The 17,710-nt window shown below is 59.8% G+C and carries 18 protein-coding genes and 1 tRNA gene; 8 read left to right on the plus strand and 11 right to left on the minus strand.

Features of this window, described 5'->3' with window-relative positions:
• Positions 1-10: 10 nt before the first annotated feature.
• The 6 genes from JJB09_RS10320 to JJB09_RS10345 all read left to right on the plus strand — a co-directional run bounded on the left by JJB09_RS10320 (position 11) and on the right by JJB09_RS10345 (position 5,628).
• Positions 11-1,081, plus strand: coding sequence for an ABC transporter ATP-binding protein (locus tag JJB09_RS10320; RefSeq protein ID WP_201657119.1), 1,071 nt, complete (start codon positions 11-13; stop codon positions 1,079-1,081).
• Between the two features lie 2 nt (positions 1,082-1,083).
• Positions 1,084-1,950, plus strand: coding sequence for a carbohydrate ABC transporter permease (locus JJB09_RS10325; protein ID WP_201657122.1), 867 nt, complete (start codon positions 1,084-1,086; stop codon positions 1,948-1,950).
• 10 nt (positions 1,951-1,960) lie between these two features.
• Positions 1,961-2,776, plus strand: coding sequence for a carbohydrate ABC transporter permease (locus JJB09_RS10330; protein WP_201657125.1), 816 nt, complete (start codon positions 1,961-1,963; stop codon positions 2,774-2,776).
• Positions 2,777-2,791: 15 nt separating this feature from the next.
• Positions 2,792-3,073 carry a DUF2160 domain-containing protein gene (locus JJB09_RS10335; RefSeq protein WP_201657128.1) on the plus strand — a complete coding sequence of 94 codons (282 nt, stop codon included), beginning with the start codon at positions 2,792-2,794 and terminating at the stop codon, positions 3,071-3,073.
• A gap of 76 nt (positions 3,074-3,149) precedes the next feature.
• Complete coding sequence (locus tag JJB09_RS10340; protein WP_201657131.1) at positions 3,150-4,871, plus strand: ABC transporter substrate-binding protein; 1,722 nt, start codon at positions 3,150-3,152, stop codon at positions 4,869-4,871.
• Positions 4,872-5,244: 373 nt separating this feature from the next.
• Positions 5,245-5,628 (plus strand): YciI family protein, encoded by a 384-nt coding sequence (locus JJB09_RS10345; RefSeq protein ID WP_201657134.1) that lies wholly within the window; start codon positions 5,245-5,247, stop codon positions 5,626-5,628.
• Between the two features lie 110 nt (positions 5,629-5,738).
• On the opposite strand, the gene JJB09_RS10350 is transcribed toward JJB09_RS10345, so the two are convergent.
• The 7 genes from JJB09_RS10350 to JJB09_RS10380 all read right to left on the minus strand — a co-directional run bounded on the left by JJB09_RS10350 (position 5,739) and on the right by JJB09_RS10380 (position 11,854).
• A complete protein-coding gene (locus JJB09_RS10350) occupies positions 5,739-7,016 on the minus strand; it encodes an L-fuconate dehydratase (protein ID WP_201657137.1) in 1,278 nt (425 codons plus the stop codon).
• A gap of 29 nt (positions 7,017-7,045) precedes the next feature.
• The gene (locus JJB09_RS10355; RefSeq protein WP_201657140.1) at positions 7,046-7,891 is read right to left on the minus strand and encodes a fumarylacetoacetate hydrolase family protein; all 846 of its coding nucleotides are present in this window, start codon (positions 7,889-7,891) and stop codon (positions 7,046-7,048) included.
• A 26-nt stretch (positions 7,892-7,917) separates the two neighbouring features.
• On the minus strand, positions 7,918-8,652 hold the full coding sequence (locus JJB09_RS10360) for an SDR family oxidoreductase (RefSeq protein ID WP_201657143.1): 735 nt from the start codon (positions 8,650-8,652) through the stop codon (positions 7,918-7,920).
• Positions 8,653-8,731: 79 nt separating this feature from the next.
• Positions 8,732-9,184: a MaoC/PaaZ C-terminal domain-containing protein gene (locus JJB09_RS10365; protein WP_201657145.1), complete on the minus strand. Its 453-nt coding sequence runs from the start codon at positions 9,182-9,184 to the stop codon at positions 8,732-8,734.
• A 1-nt stretch (position 9,185) separates the two neighbouring features.
• Positions 9,186-10,253, minus strand: coding sequence for a Gfo/Idh/MocA family protein (locus tag JJB09_RS10370; RefSeq protein ID WP_201657148.1), 1,068 nt, complete (start codon positions 10,251-10,253; stop codon positions 9,186-9,188).
• Positions 10,254-10,402: 149 nt separating this feature from the next.
• The gene (locus tag JJB09_RS10375; RefSeq protein WP_201657151.1) at positions 10,403-10,732 is read right to left on the minus strand and encodes an L-rhamnose mutarotase; all 330 of its coding nucleotides are present in this window, start codon (positions 10,730-10,732) and stop codon (positions 10,403-10,405) included.
• On the minus strand, positions 10,733-11,854 hold the full coding sequence (locus JJB09_RS10380) for a mandelate racemase/muconate lactonizing enzyme family protein (protein ID WP_201657154.1): 1,122 nt from the start codon (positions 11,852-11,854) through the stop codon (positions 10,733-10,735).
• A gap of 252 nt (positions 11,855-12,106) precedes the next feature.
• Between JJB09_RS10380 and JJB09_RS10385 the strand changes: the two genes are divergently transcribed.
• Together JJB09_RS10385 and JJB09_RS10390 are read left to right on the plus strand one after the other, a co-directional pair.
• Positions 12,107-12,895, plus strand: coding sequence for an IclR family transcriptional regulator domain-containing protein (locus tag JJB09_RS10385; protein WP_201657157.1), 789 nt, complete (start codon positions 12,107-12,109; stop codon positions 12,893-12,895).
• 111 nt (positions 12,896-13,006) lie between these two features.
• Positions 13,007-13,852: an amidohydrolase family protein gene (locus JJB09_RS10390; RefSeq protein WP_201657160.1), complete on the plus strand. Its 846-nt coding sequence runs from the start codon at positions 13,007-13,009 to the stop codon at positions 13,850-13,852.
• A gap of 155 nt (positions 13,853-14,007) precedes the next feature.
• On the opposite strand, the gene JJB09_RS10395 is transcribed toward JJB09_RS10390, so the two are convergent.
• From JJB09_RS10395 to JJB09_RS10410, 4 genes are all read right to left on the minus strand, one after another.
• Positions 14,008-15,135, minus strand: coding sequence for an ABC transporter substrate-binding protein (locus tag JJB09_RS10395; protein WP_201657162.1), 1,128 nt, complete (start codon positions 15,133-15,135; stop codon positions 14,008-14,010).
• Complete coding sequence (locus JJB09_RS10400) at positions 15,132-16,292, minus strand: CoA transferase (protein ID WP_201657165.1); 1,161 nt, start codon at positions 16,290-16,292, stop codon at positions 15,132-15,134. Before JJB09_RS10400 ends, JJB09_RS10395 begins: the two co-directional genes overlap by 4 nt.
• Positions 16,293-16,463: 171 nt before the next feature.
• Complete coding sequence (locus JJB09_RS10405) at positions 16,464-17,441, minus strand: zinc-binding dehydrogenase (RefSeq protein WP_201657168.1); 978 nt, start codon at positions 17,439-17,441, stop codon at positions 16,464-16,466.
• Positions 17,442-17,610: 169 nt separating this feature from the next.
• A tRNA-Met gene (locus tag JJB09_RS10410) sits at positions 17,611-17,687 on the minus strand.
• Between the last annotated feature and the right edge of the window lie 23 nt (positions 17,688-17,710).

Raw genomic sequence — 17,710 nt, forward strand, 5'->3', positions numbered from 1 at the left:
CAACGAAGAAATGGCACGCATCGATCTCGATCATATCCGCCACGCCTATACGGCCACACCGCAAGCGCCGTCCGACTATGCGCTGAAGGAAGTCAACCATGTCTTCGAGGACGGCGGCGCCTATGCGCTGCTCGGCCCTTCCGGCTGCGGCAAGACCACGCTTCTCAATATCATTTCCGGGCTTCTGACGCCCTCGCATGGCAGGATCCTGCTGGGCGACAAGGATGTCACCCGGCTGAGAACTGAAGACCGCAACATCGCCCAGGTGTTCCAGTTTCCGGTCGTCTACGACACGATGACGGTGTTCGACAATCTCGCCTTCCCCCTGCGCAACCGGCACGTCGCCGAAGCAGAGGTGAAACGCAAGGTCGAGGAAATTCTCGACGTCATCGATCTACGCGCCATGGCCAATCGCCGTGCGCAGGGCCTGACCGCCGACCTCAAGCAGAAGGTTTCGCTCGGCCGCGGGCTGGTGCGCTCCGATGTCAGCGCGATCCTGTTTGACGAGCCGCTGACGGTGATCGACCCGCACATGAAATGGCAGCTTCGTTCGCAGCTGAAACTGCTGCACCGCCAGTTCGGCTACACGATGGTCTATGTCACCCACGACCAGACCGAGGCGCTGACTTTCGCAGACAAGGTGGTGGTGATGTATGACGGCGAGATCGTCCAGATCGGCACGCCAGCCGAACTGTTCGATCGTCCGAGCCACACATTCGTCGGCTATTTCATCGGCTCGCCCGGCATGAATGTGCTGCCGGTCAAGCTGAACGGGGCGACGGCAACGATCGGCGATCTGCAGATCGCCTTGCCCGCCGCGGCGACAGTGTCTGCCGGGGCCAAGACCGAGCTGGGCATCCGACCCGAATTCGTCCGCCTGAGCGCCGAGGGAATGCCGGTGACGATCACCAAGGTCGAAGACGTCGGCCGCCACAAAGTGGCGCGCTCCACGCTGGCCGGCCAACCCTTGACGATCGTGGTGCCGGAAGATGACGAGATTCCTTCAGATCCGCGCGTCACTTTCGCTCCCGAAGCGATCAACATCTATGCCGATTCCTGGCGCGTGAAGACGGAGGCCTGAACATGCAAAAGACCTGGAACAACAAGGCCTGGTTCATGGTGCTGCCGGTGCTGGTGCTGGTCGCCTTTTCGGCCGTCATCCCGTTGATGACGGTGGTGAACTATTCGGTGCAAGATACATTCGGCAACAACGAGTTCTTCTGGGCCGGCACCGAGTGGTTTTCAGAAACGCTGGCTTCCAGCCGCTTCTGGGATTCGCTTCAGCGTAACCTGTTGTTCTCGCTGATCATTCTGGCGATCGAAGTACCACTCGGCATCTTCATCGCGCTCAACATGCCCAAGAAAGGTATCGGCGTACCGATCTGCCTCGTGCTGATGGCCCTGCCGTTGCTCATTCCGTGGAATGTCGTCGGCACCATCTGGCAGATCTTCGCCCGCGTCGATATCGGCCTTCTCGGCTATGCGGTCGATGGGCTTGGCATAGACTACAACTACGTCAAGGATCCGCTCGATGCCTGGGTGACGCTGATCGTCATGGATGTCTGGCATTGGACCAGCCTTGTCGTGCTGCTTTGCTATGCCGGTCTCGTCTCGATCCCGCAGGCCTACTACCAGGCCGCCAAGATCGACGGCGCCTCTCGGTGGTCGGTGTTCCGCTACATCGAACTACCGAAGATGAACCGGGTGCTGCTGATCGCCGTTCTCCTGCGCTTTATGGACTCCTTCATGATCTACACCGAACCTTTCGTCGTCACCGGCGGCGGCCCCGGCAACTCCACGACGTTCCTGTCGATCGATCTGGTCAAGACTGCAATCGGTCAGTTCGACGTCGGTCCGGCCGCAGCCGTCTCAATCATCTACTTCCTGATCATCCTGCTGCTGTCATGGGTCTTCTACACCGTGATGACGTCAAGCGACCAGCAGGCATGAGGAGACGAACATGAACCAGGACCGCGTAAATCTAACACCCGTCATCGTCTCGACGCTCTACATCCTCTTCCTGTTGCTGCCTATCTACTGGCTCGTCAACATGAGCTTCAAGGAAAACAGCGAGATCGTCGGCACGTTCTCGCTGTGGCCGAACAATCCGACGCTGCGCAACTATACGGTGATTTTCACCGATCCCTCGTGGTACAACGGCTACATCAACTCGATCATCTATGTGGCGATGAACACCGTCATCTCGGTGCTAGCAGCCCTGCCCGCGGCCTATGCCTTCTCGCGCTATCGCTTTCTCGGCGACAAGCATCTGTTCTTCTGGCTGCTGACCAACCGGATGGCGCCACCCGCCGTTTTCGCCCTGCCCTTCTTCCAGCTCTATTCGGCATTCGGCCTGATCGACACGCATATCGCCGTGGCCCTTGCCCACTGCCTGTTCAACGTGCCGCTGGCAGTGTGGATCCTCGAAGGCTTCATGTCCGGCGTACCGAAGGAAATCGACGAGACCGCCTATATCGATGGCTATTCGTTCCCGCGCTTCTTCATCAAGATCTTCATGCCGCTGATCGCCTCGGGCGTCGGTGTCGCAGCCTTCTTCTGCTTCATGTTCTCGTGGGTGGAACTGCTGCTGGCCCGCACGCTGACGACCACGGATGCCAAGCCGATCACCGCAACCATGACCCGCACCGTGTCCGCCGCCGGCATGGATTGGGGCGTGCTGGCAGCCGCCGGCGTGCTGACGCTGATCCCCGGCGCCTTGGTCATCTACTTCGTCCGCAACTACATCGCCAAGGGCTTTGCCCTGGGTCGGGTTTGAGAAAGGGAGCATGCCATGAATTTTGCCTGGATGGCCTGGACGCTGCCGACCGCTCTCTTTTTCATCACCATCCTGCTGCTGCTGATCGGCATGGGGGTGTGGGAATACATGTCGCCGGGTGGCAATCCGCGCGTCGGTATCTTGAGATTTGAGACGACGCGGGGGGATCGTCTGTTCATATCGCTGCTCGGCAGCGCTTTCATTCATCTCGCATGGTTGGGTCTGATCGGGCCCAATCTGTGGTGGGCTCTTGCCCTGTCCGTGGTCTACGCCATCGGCGTATTCAAGACGGTCTAGGGCATGCAGGAAATGAGCGATCCGGCTGCCACCGGACCGCTCCTATCGCAATCGCAAAAACCCAGGGAGGATTCTTATGCGAAAGCAATTTCTAACGACTACGGCTTTGATGCTGCTCGCCTTTACAGGCTCGGCATATGCGGGAATGGACGAAGCCAAGCAGTTCCTAGACAGCGAAGTCAAGGATCTGTCAACGCTTTCCCGCGCCGATCAGGAAAAGGAGATGCAGTGGTTCGTGGACGCTGCAAAACCATTCTCCGGCATGGAAATCAAGGTTGTTTCGGAGACCATCACCGCACACGAATACGAATCCAAGGTGCTGGCCCCTGCGTTTGAAAAAATCACCGGCATCAAGGTCACCCACGACCTGATCGGCGAAGGCGACGTGGTCGAAAAGCTGCAGACCCAGATGCAGTCGGGCGAAAACATCTACGACGCCTATGTCAACGATAGCGACCTGATCGGCACGCATTGGCGCTACCAGCAGGCCCGCAGCCTGACCAAGTGGATGGCCAACGAAGGCAAGGACGTCACCAACCCGATGCTCGACCTGCCGGATTTCATCGGCACGTCGTTCACCACTGCGCCGGATGGCGACCTCTACCAGTTGCCCGACCAGCAGTTCGCCAACCTTTACTGGTTCCGGTACGACTGGTTCAACGACGAGAAGAACAAGGCCGATTTCAAGGCGAAGTATGGCTACGACCTCGGCGTTCCGGTCAACTGGTCTGCCTATGAGGATATCGCCGAATTCTTCACCGGCCGCGACGTCGGTGGCAAGAAGGTCTTCGGCCATATGGACTACGGCAAGAAGGACCCGTCGCTCGGCTGGCGCTTCACCGATGCGTGGCTGTCGATGGCCGGCAACGGCGACAAGGGCATCCCGAACGGCAAGCCGGTCGACGAATGGGGCATCAAGGTCGATGCCAACTCGCGTCCGGTCGGCTCCTGCGTGGCGCGCGGTGGCGACACCAACGGCCCGGCAGCTGTCTATTCCATCCAGAAGTATCTGGACTGGTTGAACGCCTATGCTCCTCCGGCAGCCCAGGGCATGACCTTCGGCGAAGCGGGCCCGGTACCGGCCCAGGGTGACGTCGCCCAGCAGATCTTCTGGTACACGGTCTTCACCGCCGACATGCTCAAGCCCGGCACATCCGTCATGAACGACGACGGGACGCCCAAGTGGCGCATGGCCCCCTCCCCGCATGGCGTCTACTGGAAGGACGGCATGAAGCTCGGCTATCAGGACGTCGGTTCTTGGACGCTGCTCAAGTCCACCCCGGACGACCGCGCCAAGGCAGCGTGGCTCTATGCGCAGTTCGTCGTCTCCAAGACGATCGACCTGAAGAAGAGCCATACGGCGATCAGCTTCGTGCGCCAGTCGACGCTCGACGACAAGAGCTTCACCGAACGCGCGCCGAAACTCGGCGGTCTGGTCGAGTTCTACCGCTCGCCGGCCCGTCTGCAATGGTCGCCGACCGGCACCAACGTTCCTGACTATCCGAAGCTGGCCCAGCTTTGGTGGCAGGCGATCGGCGATGCCTCCTCCGGCGCCAAGACCGCGCAGGAAGCCATGGACTCGCTGTGCGCCGAACAGGAAAAGGTGCTCGGCCGCCTCGAACGCGCCGGCATCCTCGGCGATATCGGTCCGAAACTCGCCGAAGAGCACGATCTCGCTTACTGGAATGCGGATGCCGTCAAGAACGGCAATCTCGCGCCCCAGCTGAAGATCGAGAACGAGAAGGAAAAGCCACTGACCGTCAACTACGACGAATTGGTCAAGAGCTGGCAGAAATAACAAGAAAAGGACTTCACGTCTCTTCCGGCCGGGGCAGCAATGCCCCGGCTTTTTTGTTGCGCTTGCAGGTGACGACACAACCGGATAATTCTACTGCAATCATCGATGGAGGAAGTGCAATGCCCCTGCTTGCCCTACATCACGTATCGGTCATCGTCAGCGACATCGCCCTGCTTCCCCCAGTTCTACATTCGCGACCCCGACAAAACATCATCGAAATCAACGGCCACAATTTCGTGACTTGCGCGCGGACCCTCGCGTAGATTTGGCTAGCCGCATCTGAAGGGATTCCGAGCTTCTGTCGGCCGGTCAACAGGAAAAGAAATGCACGATATAGCGCATCGGCGAAATCGCCATCCGAGGGAGGCAATATATGTACTACGCAATACTCGCCTATCACGCGGAGGGAGTGGTCGAATCCTGGACCGAGGAGGAGGATGCGGCGCTGATGGCCGAACTGCTCGCGGTCAATGATCGCCTCGTCGGCGAAAAGTCATTGGGGCCCGCTGCACGGCTCGGCCCGACGCAACGCGCCGTAACCCTGCGGGGAAAGGGTGACGGCATGATAACCGACGGCCCGTTTGCCGAGACCAAGGAAGAGTTGCTGGGCTTTTACGTGGTGGATTTTCCAACGCTTGAAGCGGCTGTCGCAGCAGCGCGTGACCTGCGCCGCGCAAATCCGACGGCAGTCTATGAAATCAGGCCGATCCTGCTTTACCTGCCGGGCGCCCCTTTGGAATCCAGGGCTGCCGATTAGTTCCACTCCTCACCCCAGGCGATGACGAGGCTGCTTGCAGACGCTGTCTTCTTCTCCCCGCCTGTGCGGGGAGAAGCTTGCGCAGAAGAATGAACACGAAGGCGCGTCGTTCAGCCCTTGAAGCGATACTGCTCGCGCGATTCCGCCTTCATCTCGATCGAGAAGCCCGGCATCTTGGGCGGCATGTAGGCCGCGTCCTTGATAACGCAGGGTTCGAGGAAATGCTCGTGCAGGTGATCGACGAACTCGATCACGCGGCCTTCGATCGTGCCCGACACCGCGACATAGTCGATCATCGACAGATGCTGGACATATTCGCAGAGACCTACGCCGCCGGCATGCGGCCAGACCGGTAGGCCGTATTTGGCCGCCATCAGCAGCACGGCCAACACTTCGTTCAGGCCACCCATGCGGCAGGAATCGATCTGGACGATATCGATGGCGCCACCTGCGATCATCTGCTTGAAGACGATACGGTTCTGACACATCTCGCCGGTCGCGACCTTCACGGGCGCAATGGCTTCGCGGATCGCCTTGTGACCGAACACGTCATCCGGGCTGGTCGGCTCCTCGATGAAGAACGGATTGCAGAACGAAAGCTTCTTCACCCAGTCCTTGGCCTCATCGACTTCCCAGACCTGATTGGCGTCGATCATCAGATAGCGATCCGGGCCAATGACTTCGCGGGCGATGGTCAGGCGGCGGATATCGTCCTCGAGATCACGGCCAACCTTCATCTTGATGTGGTTGAAGCCTTCGTCGATTGCTTCTTGGCATAGACGGCGCAGCTTGGCGTCGTCATAGCCCAGCCAGCCAGCCGAAGTCGTGTAGCAGGGATAGCCCTTCTCTTCGAGCCTGGCGATGCGTTCGGCCTTGCCGGGCTCGGCTTTCTTGAGGATGGCCAGTGCCTCTTCCTTGGTGATCGCATCGGTCAGGTAGCGGAAATCGACGATGTCAACGATCTCTTCCGGCGTCATGTCGGCAACCAGCCGCCAGACCGGCTTGCCGGACTGCTTGGCCAGCAGGTCCCACGCGGCATTGACGACCGCGCCGGTGGCAAGATGCATCGCACCCTTGTCGGGGCCGATCCAGCGCAACTGGCTGTCAGATGTCACATGCCGCCAGAAGCGGGCCGGGCTTTCTCGGATCCAGTCGAGGTCGAGGCCGACCACGAGGTGCTTCATCGCCTCGATCGCCGCGCAGCAGATTTCGTTGCCGCGGCCGATCGTGAAGGTGAGGCCATGACCTTCGAGCCCTTCCTTGTCGGTTTCGAGAATGACATAGGCCGCCGAGTAGTCCGGATCCGGATTCATCGCATCCGAGCCGTCGAGGCTCTGCGAAGTCGGGAAGCGGATGTCGAGCGTCTTGAGTTGGGTAATCTTGGTCAAGTTAGCCTCACCAATTCTTGTCGTGCCGATCAGGCGTCGGCTTTGAAAGTCTGCTTCTGCGTGCCGAGGCCCTCGATTCCGAGTTCAACGACGTCGCCATCCCTGAGGTAGCGTGGCGGCTTCATGCCCATGCCAACGCCCGGAGGCGTGCCGGTGGAAATGATGTCACCCGGATGCAGGCTCATGAACTGGCTGAGATAGGAGACCAGGAATTTTACGCCGTAGACCATGGTGGCCGACGAGCCGTTCTGCATCTGCTCGCCATTGACCTTGAGCCACATGTTGAGGTTCTGCGAATCGGCCACTTCGTCTTTGGTCACCAGCCACGGGCCGGTCGGGCCGAACGTGTCGCAAGACTTGCCCTTGGTCCACTGGCCGGAACGCTCGGTCTGGAAGGCACGCTCGGAAACGTCGTGCGCAACGGCATAGCCGGCTACATAATCGAGTGCGTCTGCTTCGGAGACGTATTTCGCGGTCTTGCCGATGACCACGGCAAGCTCGACTTCCCAGTCGGTTTTCTCGGAACCGCGCGGGATCAGCACGTTGTCGTTCGGGCCGCAGATAGCCGAGGTGGCCTTCATGAAGATAACCGGTTCCGGCGGCACGGCCATGCCGGATTCGGCGGCGTGGTCGGAATAGTTCAGCCCGATGCAGATGAATTTGCCGGTACCGGCAACGCAGGCGCCGATGCGTTGATCGGCGCTGAGAACGGGCAGCGTGGCCGTATCGATAGCCGCGATCTTCTTCAGGCCTTCCGGCGAAATCGCCGCGCCGGCAATATCGGAGACATGGGCGGAGAGATCGCGGATCGTGCCGTCGGCGGCAAGAATGGCGGGCTTTTCGGCGCCAACGGCACCAACTCGCATCAATTTCATAGTGTTTTCCTCAGTTTGATATCAGTTCAGATGGTCCAGCCGCCGTCGATGGCGATCGCCTGGCCCGTCGTATAGGTGGCGCCCGCGAGATGCAGGGCAAGATCGGCGATTTCCTCGGGCGTACCCAGACGGCCAATCGGCTGGCGGGCCACGAAGGCGGCCCGCGCCGTGTCGTAATCGCCCTGGGCGCGCATGCGATCCTGAAGCGAGGGGCTTTCCACGGTTCCCGGGCAAATCGCGTTGACGCGGATGTTCTTGCCGACATAGTCAGCGGCAACTGCTTTGGTCAGGCCAATAACCGCAGCCTTGGTCACGCCATAGGCAAACCGGTTCGGCACGCCCTTGATCGAGGAGGCGACGGAAGCGACATTGACGATGGCGCCTTCGCCCTTTTCCAGCATGCCCGGCAGCACGGCGCGAATGGTGCGAACCATCGACTTGACGTTGAGATCGAAGGCGAATTCGAGGTCTTCGTCCTTCATCTCCATGATCGAGCCGTTATGGACGACACCGGCGCTGTTGATCAGAATGTCGAACGGGCCTTCCGCGGCGATCGCCGCCTTGACGGCGGCATCGTCAAGCACGTTGAGCTTCAGCGTCCGGATACCGTTCTTGCCATCGATTTCCTTCAGCACCGCTTCGTTGATATCGGTTGCGAGCACCTTGGCGCCCGCATCGGCAAAACCGAGTGCAATCGCGCGGCCGATTCCCTGCGCCGCTGCGGTCACCAGTACCGACTTGCCCTTGAATTTCTGTTCCATTCTACTCGTCCTTCCGACTTCGACTGGGGACACTCGCCTAGAGGGGCCACATGTCTTTATTTTGGCCTTACCAATTCGGTCAAGCCGTTTTAATACGCCTTTCGGCAATGAGTATGTGATCGGCCGCCAGCACCACCTCGTTGCGCTGGTTCAGCACCTCGCAACGCTCTATCACGCGACCGGCATCGGCACGTTTGGGATCATCCTGCTTGGCGGCAATCGTCACCCTCGTCCTGATCGTGTCACCGATGAACACCGGGCGAATGAAGCGCAGCCTGTCATATCCGTAGGAGAAGGCAACAGGATTGATGAGGCTTGCGGTCAGGCCCACGCCGATAGAGAACACCATCGTCCCATGCGCAATCCGCTGGCCGAACGGCGTCGTCTTGCAGAATTCGGCATCCATGTGGTGCGGAAAGAAATCTCCGGTATGGCCGGCATGAACGACAAAGTCGGTCTCGGTGATCGTTCGCCCGGTGGTGATCCTGATATGGTCGAGTTCGTAGTCCTCGAAGTAGATCGTGCGCTCCATTTCACGGCTTCCTTTCGAGCGGCGTGGCGGGCAGGCTCGATGACCTGTAGGCCGCTTCCACCAGCGCCATTGTGTTCCAGCCGTCTTCGACGGAGCTTATCAGTTCGCTGTCTTCGCCCGATGCAAATCGCTGCAGGTTGGCCATACGACCGACAAACGCATCCGGAAACCAGGCACCCTGAAGCGGCACGGCAACCCAGCTGTCACCGCCCCTGGGATAGATTTCCAGAATGTCCGGCTCGCCGTCAGGGTAGTTCAGATTGAGGCCGAGTTGAAGATAGGCGGCACCCTGCGTTCCCGAAATCCGGAACTCGCAGACCTGATGGCGGCGGCCGAACTTGTGGTCATGATTGATCGACAAGTTACATCGCACAGCATCGCCGTAATCGAGGATGGCGCTGGTGCGGGTCTGCGCGACGTCGTGATTGGGGTGGCCGATGGTTTTGGCGTGCACGCCCTGCGGATCGCCCAGCACCTGCCGGATCACATCGAGATAGTGGATGGAGTGCATGGCGATTTCGATGCGCGGCAGGCCCTTGAGGAAGGGCCAGAGCGTCCAGGGCGTATCGACCTGAAGAGCTGCATCGAAATCCACGATCTCGCCGAGCAATCCCTTGGCGATTGCGTCCTTCAACGCCAGCATCATTGGCGCAAACCGCAGCTGGAAATTGACGGCAGCCTTGAGGTTCTTTTCGCGGCAGATCTTGAGGATCTCCGTCGCACCGGAAAGATCGGCACCCATCGGCTTCTGGATCAGCGCGGCGGCCCCGTCAGGCAGCCCTTTCAACACAGCAGAGTGGGCGGCGGGCGGCGTGGCCAGGTCAAAAATGGCGCCTTCGACGGCCGCAGCTTCCTCGGCGGAGCCAAACGCCTTCACGCCCCACTCGGCCGCCAGCTTCCCGGCTTTGGCATGGTCCGGATCGTAAAGCCCAGCGATGGGAAAACCTGCTTTCCGATAAGCCGGAAAATGCGCATCGCCGACGATCGATCCCGCCCCGAAGGTGACGATCGGACGCGGGCTTGCCGGCATCGGCCAGGATTGGGTCAGGTTGGATGGGTCAAATGTCATGGCATCTCACTTGGAACGTGCCCCTCATCCGGCCTGCCGGCCACTTTCTCCCCGTTAAAACGGGGAGAAAGGACTCCCGGAAAACTCGAAACAAGTCCCCTCTCCCCGCCTGCGGGGAGAGGGTTAGGGTGAGGGGCAAGTTCGATACACTAATCAAGATGGAACACTTCTTCCATCCTCGCCCACCATTCGCCTTCCTTGCGGGTTTCAAGCGGCTTCTGGCAGGGCTCGCAAACGGACCACCATTTCTGCGTCACAGGATCTGCGGCCATTTTGGCCATGTCGGCGGCATAGTCCGTGCCGTGATATTCAAAATAGGCGAAGAGAAGGTTCTCGGGTTCCTTGAGGTAGATCGAGTAGTTCTTGATGTTGCACTCGCCGATCGTCTTGAGCACACCCGGCCAGACATCCGCATGCAGGCGCTTGTATTCCTCGATCTTCTCGGCGTTGAGGCCGATGACCTGACCCATCCTTTGCATTCAAATCTCCCTTTGCGTCACGACGGCATTGAACTCGCCGATCGAACGTCTCTTCACTTCGTCCCAGTCCCAGTCGATGCCGATGCCCGGCTCGCTTGGCGCGAGCGCATGGCCGTCCTCGATCACCATGTGCTTGCCGGTGATCTCGTCGAGCTGGGGAATGTATTCGACATATTTGCCGTTCGGCACGGCGCAGGCCAAGCTCACATGCAGTTCCATGAGAAAATGCGGACACACGGGTATGTCGAAAGCTTCTGCGGCATGCGCGACCTTCAGCCACGGCGTGATGCCGCCGATACGGCCGACATCCACCTGCACGATCGAGCAGGCACCCTTCTGCATATATTCGCGAAAATGCCGGATGGAATAGAGCGATTCGCCCACTGCAATCGGCGTCGATGTGCTGGCCGACAGCCGGACGTGACCGTCGATGTCGTCGGCCGCAAGCGGCTCCTCGATCCAAGCGAGATCGATGTCCCGCAACCGTGATGAACGGCGGATCGCCTCGTCGAGCCTGAAACCCTGATTGGCATCCGTCATGATCTCGTAGCCGTCACCGACCGCCTTGCGGACGGCCTCGAGGCGAGCGAAATCCTCCGAGCCATGCGGCTTGCCGATCTTGACCTTGGATCCGGTAAAGCCCTTGGCTTTCGCCGCCAGGGCATCGTCGACCAGCGCCTGTTTCTCGATATGCAGCCAGCCGCCTTCCGTCGTGTAAAGCGGGCAGCGATCCTTGGCACCGCCGGCGAGCTTCCACAGCGGCAGTCCGAACTTTTTCGCCCGCAGATCCCACAGGGCAGTATCGATGGCGGCAAGCGCAATCGCCGTGATCGCCCCGATGGTGGTCGCATGGGTGAAGAATTCGAGGTCGTGCCAGATGGCTTCGATTTGATCGGCATCCTGGCCGATGATGCGCGGCGCCAGATGATCGATAAGCAGTCGCATCACCGACGATCCGCCGGTGCCGATCGTGTAGGAATAACCCGTACCGACAGCGCCATCGCTATCGGTGATCGTTACGATGGGCGTTTCCTGGCTGACGAAACTCTGGATCGCATCGGTCCGCTTGACCTTGGGTACAAGGTCCACCATCCGAAGTTCGACTTTTTCAATCCGCGCCATGAGTTAAAACCCCTCCCGTCTCGCCCACCGCAGATGGCATTGTTGCCTTCGCATGCTGCTACAAAGCAAGCCGAACTTGCCTCATCCGGTACTCTTTACAAATAAACAGCACCTTCGCCATCGCTGGCATTTGCCATGGGTGAGTATTTCATTTATATATAAACATCGCATTTATCGAGCGTCAAGCGCTTTGTTGTTGCTGCTGTCAATGCCGTGCGTATATGAATATCACCATTCACCAGGGAGATTTCCGTGGACAACGACGAAAACGACCGCTACCGGGCCCCAGCCCTCGACAAGGGTCTCGACATCCTCGAACTCTTGGCGGGCATAGACGGCGGACTGACACAGGCGGAAATTGCCAAGCGCATGGGCAAGAACGCCAACGAATTCTACCGGATGCTCGACCGGCTGGTAAAACGCGGCTACGTTACCCGGCTGGATGGCGACCGCTATTCGCTGACGCTCAAGCTCTTCGGCCTGGCGCAGCTGCATGCACCGGTCAGGCGGCTTGCATCTTATGCGACGCCACTGATGCGCGAGCTTGCCGACCAGAGCAAGCAGGCCAACCAACTCGTCGTCTTCGATCGGGGCGCCGCCGTGGTCATTGCCCAGCAGGAAGCGCCGGGTTACTGGGGGATCTCGATTCGGGTCGGCTCGCATATCAGCCTTCTCAATACCGGTTCCGGCCACGTGCTTCTTGCGTTTCGCTCGGCAGAGCAGCGCGCCATGATGATGCGTGAATATGAAGAGACAGGCGAAGCCGGCGGCGAGCAAAAAGCGGATCTGCTGGAACGCCTCGACCAGATCCGCGAACGCGGTTACGAGATGATGCCCAGCGTCCAGACAGCTGGCGTCGTCAACCTCTCAGCCCCGATCATGGGCCCGGATGAAACAGCAATTGCCGCGCTGACGATCCCCTACATCACCATCATCAACAACCCCGCGGCCCCCAACATCTCGCAGACAATTCAGCTGCTCCTGAAAACAAGCCAGCAGCTTTCCAAGCTCGCCGGGCTGGATGTCCGACCGGACGCGTAACTTTTATTTGAAGAAACAATTTCTATTTGAATGACCCTGCCGATCATGGCAGGGTCGCGCCCATTCGAGAGGGCGGCTCGGCCGCACATTGCCTGCATTCGGGAGGAAAACATGATCGTCGACACACATCTGCACATCGTTGACCAGAGCGCACTGAGCTACCCATGGCTCGCCGGCGCCGGCGCTTTGAACCGCAGCTTCTCCTATGACGATTACGCGCGCGAGGCCCGGCGGCTCGGCATTACGGCATCGATGCACATGGAAGTCGATGTTGCCGCCGGCGATATCGAGAAGGAGACCGATTACATCACCGGCATCGCAGCGCGCGAAGGCAGCCTGATCGTCGGCGCGATCGCCTCCTGCCGGCCGGAAGATAAGGGCTTTGCTGCTTATCTCGAGAGCATCCGCTCCAGGAGCATCATCAAGGGCCTGCGCCGCATCCTGCATGAAATGCCGGACGAACTCTCGGAATCACCGATGTTCCGCGAAAACATCCGGCGGCTGGCCGGTACCGGCCTGACCTTCGATCTCGTGGTGCTGCCACGGCAGCTGCCGAAGGCCATCGCCCTGATCGACCTCAATCCCGACGTCCAGTTCGTGCTCGATCATTGCGGCGTACCCGACATCAAGGGCGGCGGCCTCGAGCCGTGGCGCTCCCATATGACCGAAATCGCCAAGCGACCGAATGTTGTCGGAAAACTGTCCGGCATCGTCGCCTACACCGATCTTGAAACCTGGACGCTCGAATCGATCCGCCCCTATGCCGAGCACACGATTTCGTCGTTTGGCTTTGATCGGATGATCTGGGGCAGCGATTGGCCGGTTTGCACACGCGCAGGCACCCTTTCGACCTGGGTCGGCGCGACCTATGCGCTGCTGGAAGGCTGCAGCAAGGAAGAAAAGGCCAAGCTACTCAGCGGCAACGCCAACAAGCTGTGGGACCTGAAGGTTTCCTGAGCAGTCCGAACAATAAATTTCAGCGGGCGGCGCCTCCCGGGCGCCACCCCAGATCAAACAAATTGCTCATACGCTTCAGGCGAGCGATTTCATACTTTGAACAGCTGAGGGCTTCGGCGTGAATGTGCGCCGCAGCCCGGCTTCAGTCCCCAAGCTTAGCCAAAGCTCTCGGCAAACATCCGGTTGAGATCGGCAACGACTGCTACGCCACTTTCCCTTGCCTTGAGCCCGGCATTGATGCGTTCCGATGCTGCCTGCTGGAACGCCATATAGCCATTGTGGCGAGGCCGCACCCAGGCGCCTTCCAGCGTCATTCTGGTATTGGCATAGAAGTCGCCGGTGGCCTCGTTGACCTTTTCGTCTTCCCATGCAGCCGCATGGCCGGGCTGACCGCCGGAGGAGGCATAGAGCCCCTTCTGGATGTCCGCGCTTGCAATCCAGTAGGCGAAATCCACGGCCGCGTCCCTGGCCTTGGAAAAGGACGAGACCGCGATGCCTGTGCCGCCGAGCGCCGAGCCCGCCGGCCCGATCATACCCGTCTCGGGAATGTCGGCAAAGGTCAGCACATTCTTGCGGAACCCTTCGACGGCATAACTCACATAGCCGTAGATGTATGGCGAACAGGCGATCACGCTGTCCTCTTCCGCCATCTTCTCCAACACAGCGATCGGGTCCATGTCGAAACAGGCCGGATCGATCAGATCTACCAGTTCGGCGATCATGTCGAACACCCCGGCACCGATTTCGGGATCCACCAGCATGCCGTCGCTGGAGGCGCAAGGCACCATCAGATTGGCGCACAGTGTGTAAAACGTCATCAGCGAGTGCGGGGGCCGGAGTGGCAAAAGAACCCCGCCCTGTTCGGCGACCTCGAGCACCTCTTCCCAGCTTTCGATCGGATCGACGAGGTCCTCGCGATAGGCTTGCGCCTGCGTGGCCGCATCGATCGGAAACGCCCATTGGCGGCCCTGCCAGTTGTAGCTACGGAAGGATTCGCCGACGCTGCCCGCTGCCAGCGTATCGAAAGCGGTCTCGCGGCCATCGATATCCAGGGGCGTCAGACAATTCTCAGCCGTGATCTGCCCGACATGGGGATGGTCGATGACTACAAGGTCATAGGTTCGGGCCAGTTCCTCGACCGGAAACGACTCGAAATCCTGAAGCGAGCGCTTGTCCCACTCGATTTCGACACCGGTCTGCTGCTTGTAGAGCGCCGAGCAGGCCACCAACGGATCGTAACCGCGCGGGTGGCTCCATGTCATGCCCTTCAACTTTACGCTCATAATCCAAACTCCGCCCTGATCCTGTCCGAGTGCTCGCCGATCCGCGGCGCGGCGCGATCGCCATGGGCTCGCTTACCATTGACGCGCAGCGGCGAACAGGTGGTGAGGATGGAAACATCATCACCACGTTCGACCTTCTGCAGCATGTCGAGCATCTTGAACCCGTCATGCTCGATCAGTTCCTCCCAGTTCAGCACCTTGGCGCACCAGATGTCGGCGGGCTCCAGCACCGAAAGCCAGTGATCGATCGTGCCGGTCTCGATCCGCGCGGCGATCAGCCGCTTGATCTCGTCGCGCTCTGTAAACCAGCTCGAAGGGTTATCGCTATAGGCGGCAAGTTCGGGGATATCGAGCAACTTCTCGATCCTGGCGATCGGCGTCATGGCAATGGCCAGATAGCCATCCTCCGCGGGATAGACGCCGTAAGGTGCCGAAAGATAGGCGTGCGCGCTACGGAAATCCGAGCGCGTTGGCAAGCGGCGGCCGTCATTGAGATAGGTGGTCAGCACTTCGAACTGGAAATCGACCAATGCCTCGAGCAGGCTCGTCTCGATGTGGCTGCCCTTGCCGGAAATACCGCGACGCACCAGCGCGGCAAGAATGCCCTGACAGACCGCAGCACCCGCCAGCATATCGCCGACCGCGAGACCGAACGGCACCGGCCCCTGATTTTGGTCGCCATTGAGCCACATAAGCCCCGAGCGCGACTGCGCCAGCAGATCCTGGCCCGGCCGCTTTACCCACGGTCCGTCTTCGCCATAGCCCGAGATCGAGGCATAGACGAGTCTCGGATTGATCTTCTTTACCGCCTCGTAGTCGAGCCCCAGCCGCTCGATCACACCTGGCCGGAAATTCTGGATCATCACATCGGCACGCTCCAGGAGAGACTTCAGGGCTGTCAGATCCGCCTCGTTCTTCAGGTCGATCGCCAGGCTTTCCTTGCCGCGATTGATCGCATGAAAAATAGTCGAATCGCCGCCGATTTCCGTGTCGCTGAGATAAAGCCGCCGAGACAGATCACCACCGTCCGGACGCTCGATCTTGATAACGCGCGCACCGAGGTCCATCAGCCGGAGCGAGCAATAGGGGCCGGAAAGAAACTGGCTCATATCCACGACCAGCAGGCCGCTGAGCGGCGGTTCGACATCGTCTGTCACGCGTGCATCCCAATTCACAATAATTCTTATCTGAAGAATATATTCAAATATGCATGAGCGCAACAACCTCTTTGAACATCCTGGACGAAGCTGAAAGCGGCAAGGGCGCCTGTCCCCACGGATCAAGCGCCCTCAACGAGAGAAATAGCGATCATCTTCGGTGGCAAGGCGTCAGGGCCGCAACAGCACCTTGCCCTTGCGTCCGCCACGGCCTGCGGCGGCGACAGCGTCGGAAATATTTTCCAGAGCGAAAACCTCCTCGACCTGCAGCTTGATCTTGCCGCTTGCCGCCAGTTGCACGAGCTCGCCGATCAGCCGGCCCATTTCGGCGCGCGGCATGGCGCTGCCGAGCTTGGCAAGCCAGAAGCCCTTCACCGTTACCTGCTTGAAAATCATATCGCCTGCCGAAAGCTGCATCGGCTCTCCAGACATGGCCCCGAAGGACACGAGCAGGCCACCCTCTCCGACAAGCGACAGCAAATCGCCAGACGCCGTGCCGCCGACACCATCGACAGCAGCCGCGATTGATGAACTGCCGACAATGGCACGCACGCTGTCCTGCCAACCGACCTCCACTGTCGAGACGACGTTGCCGATTCCGAGCGCCTTCAGTTCCTCCACGCCGTCCTCGCGCCGAACAAGGTTGACCACGTGGATACCGCGCGCCTTGGCAATCATGGCCAGCACCTTGGCAACCGCCCCCGTCGCCGCGTTCTGGATGACCCATTGCCCGGGCTGCACCTTGAGAAAATCGAGAAGCACCAGAGCACTGAGCGGCATGGCGATAAGCTGCGCGGCGACTTCGTCGGAAATCAAATCCGGCATCGGCACGACACCTGCCGCCGGAGCGATAAAATACTCTGCCCATGTGCCGTGCACGGACGCGACCGCCACCCGCTGGCCGATCTTCAGCCCTTCGACACCTTCACCCAGCGAATCGATCAAACCAACCGCTTCGGTGCCGCCAATGGCTGGCAGGGGCGGCTTGTAGCCGTATTGGCCGGCAACAGTCAGCACATCGTGATTGTGGATGGGCGCCAGTATGGTCTTGATCCGGACTTGGCCCTTGTCGGGCTCGGGAACGGCCAGATCGGAGACTGTCAGCACTTTAGACGGCTCGCCGAAGACGGCATGGGTTGCGCTACGCATGGGAACTCCTTGGAATGCTGTGCCACGAACGGCTATTCCCGGAATAGATGGTGTTTGAAGCCGCCGCTGCCAACCAGCAGAATGCGAACAAGCGCGAAACCATCATCGAACAGCGTTTGCGAATGGGCAAAGCGTGGATGGTTCAACTGGTTTATGGAGATATTTGAAATGGTAGCGGGAGGCAGAGTTGAACTGCCGACCTTGGGGTTATGAGTCCCACGCTCTAACCAACTGAGCTATCCCGCCATCCGACCGTCCGGTAAACCCGG

Source organism: Phytoamicus setariae (assembly GCF_016722925.1).
GTDB lineage: Bacteria > Pseudomonadota > Alphaproteobacteria > Rhizobiales > Rhizobiaceae > Rhizobium_E > Rhizobium_E setariae.

Coding starts and splice junctions, on each gene's coding strand:
- JJB09_RS10335 (WP_201657128.1), top strand. CDS start 2,792: ATGAATTTTGCCTGGATGGCCTGGACGCTGCCGACCGCTCTCTTTTTC.
- JJB09_RS10370 (WP_201657148.1), bottom strand. CDS start 10,253: ATGACATTTGACCCATCCAACCTGACCCAATCCTGGCCGATGCCGGCA.
- JJB09_RS10395 (WP_201657162.1), bottom strand. CDS start 15,135: ATGAGCGTAAAGTTGAAGGGCATGACATGGAGCCACCCGCGCGGTTAC.
- JJB09_RS10365 (WP_201657145.1), bottom strand. CDS start 9,184: ATGGAGCGCACGATCTACTTCGAGGACTACGAACTCGACCATATCAGG.
- JJB09_RS10390 (WP_201657160.1), top strand. CDS start 13,007: ATGATCGTCGACACACATCTGCACATCGTTGACCAGAGCGCACTGAGC.
- JJB09_RS10380 (WP_201657154.1), bottom strand. CDS start 11,854: ATGGCGCGGATTGAAAAAGTCGAACTTCGGATGGTGGACCTTGTACCC.
- JJB09_RS10375 (WP_201657151.1), bottom strand. CDS start 10,732: ATGCAAAGGATGGGTCAGGTCATCGGCCTCAACGCCGAGAAGATCGAG.
- JJB09_RS10355 (WP_201657140.1), bottom strand. CDS start 7,891: ATGAAATTGATGCGAGTTGGTGCCGTTGGCGCCGAAAAGCCCGCCATT.
- JJB09_RS10360 (WP_201657143.1), bottom strand. CDS start 8,652: ATGGAACAGAAATTCAAGGGCAAGTCGGTACTGGTGACCGCAGCGGCG.
- JJB09_RS10345 (WP_201657134.1), top strand. CDS start 5,245: ATGTACTACGCAATACTCGCCTATCACGCGGAGGGAGTGGTCGAATCC.
- JJB09_RS10405 (WP_201657168.1), bottom strand. CDS start 17,441: ATGCGTAGCGCAACCCATGCCGTCTTCGGCGAGCCGTCTAAAGTGCTG.
- JJB09_RS10340 (WP_201657131.1), top strand. CDS start 3,150: ATGCGAAAGCAATTTCTAACGACTACGGCTTTGATGCTGCTCGCCTTT.
- JJB09_RS10325 (WP_201657122.1), top strand. CDS start 1,084: ATGCAAAAGACCTGGAACAACAAGGCCTGGTTCATGGTGCTGCCGGTG.
- JJB09_RS10320 (WP_201657119.1), top strand. CDS start 11: ATGGCACGCATCGATCTCGATCATATCCGCCACGCCTATACGGCCACA.
- JJB09_RS10330 (WP_201657125.1), top strand. CDS start 1,961: ATGAACCAGGACCGCGTAAATCTAACACCCGTCATCGTCTCGACGCTC.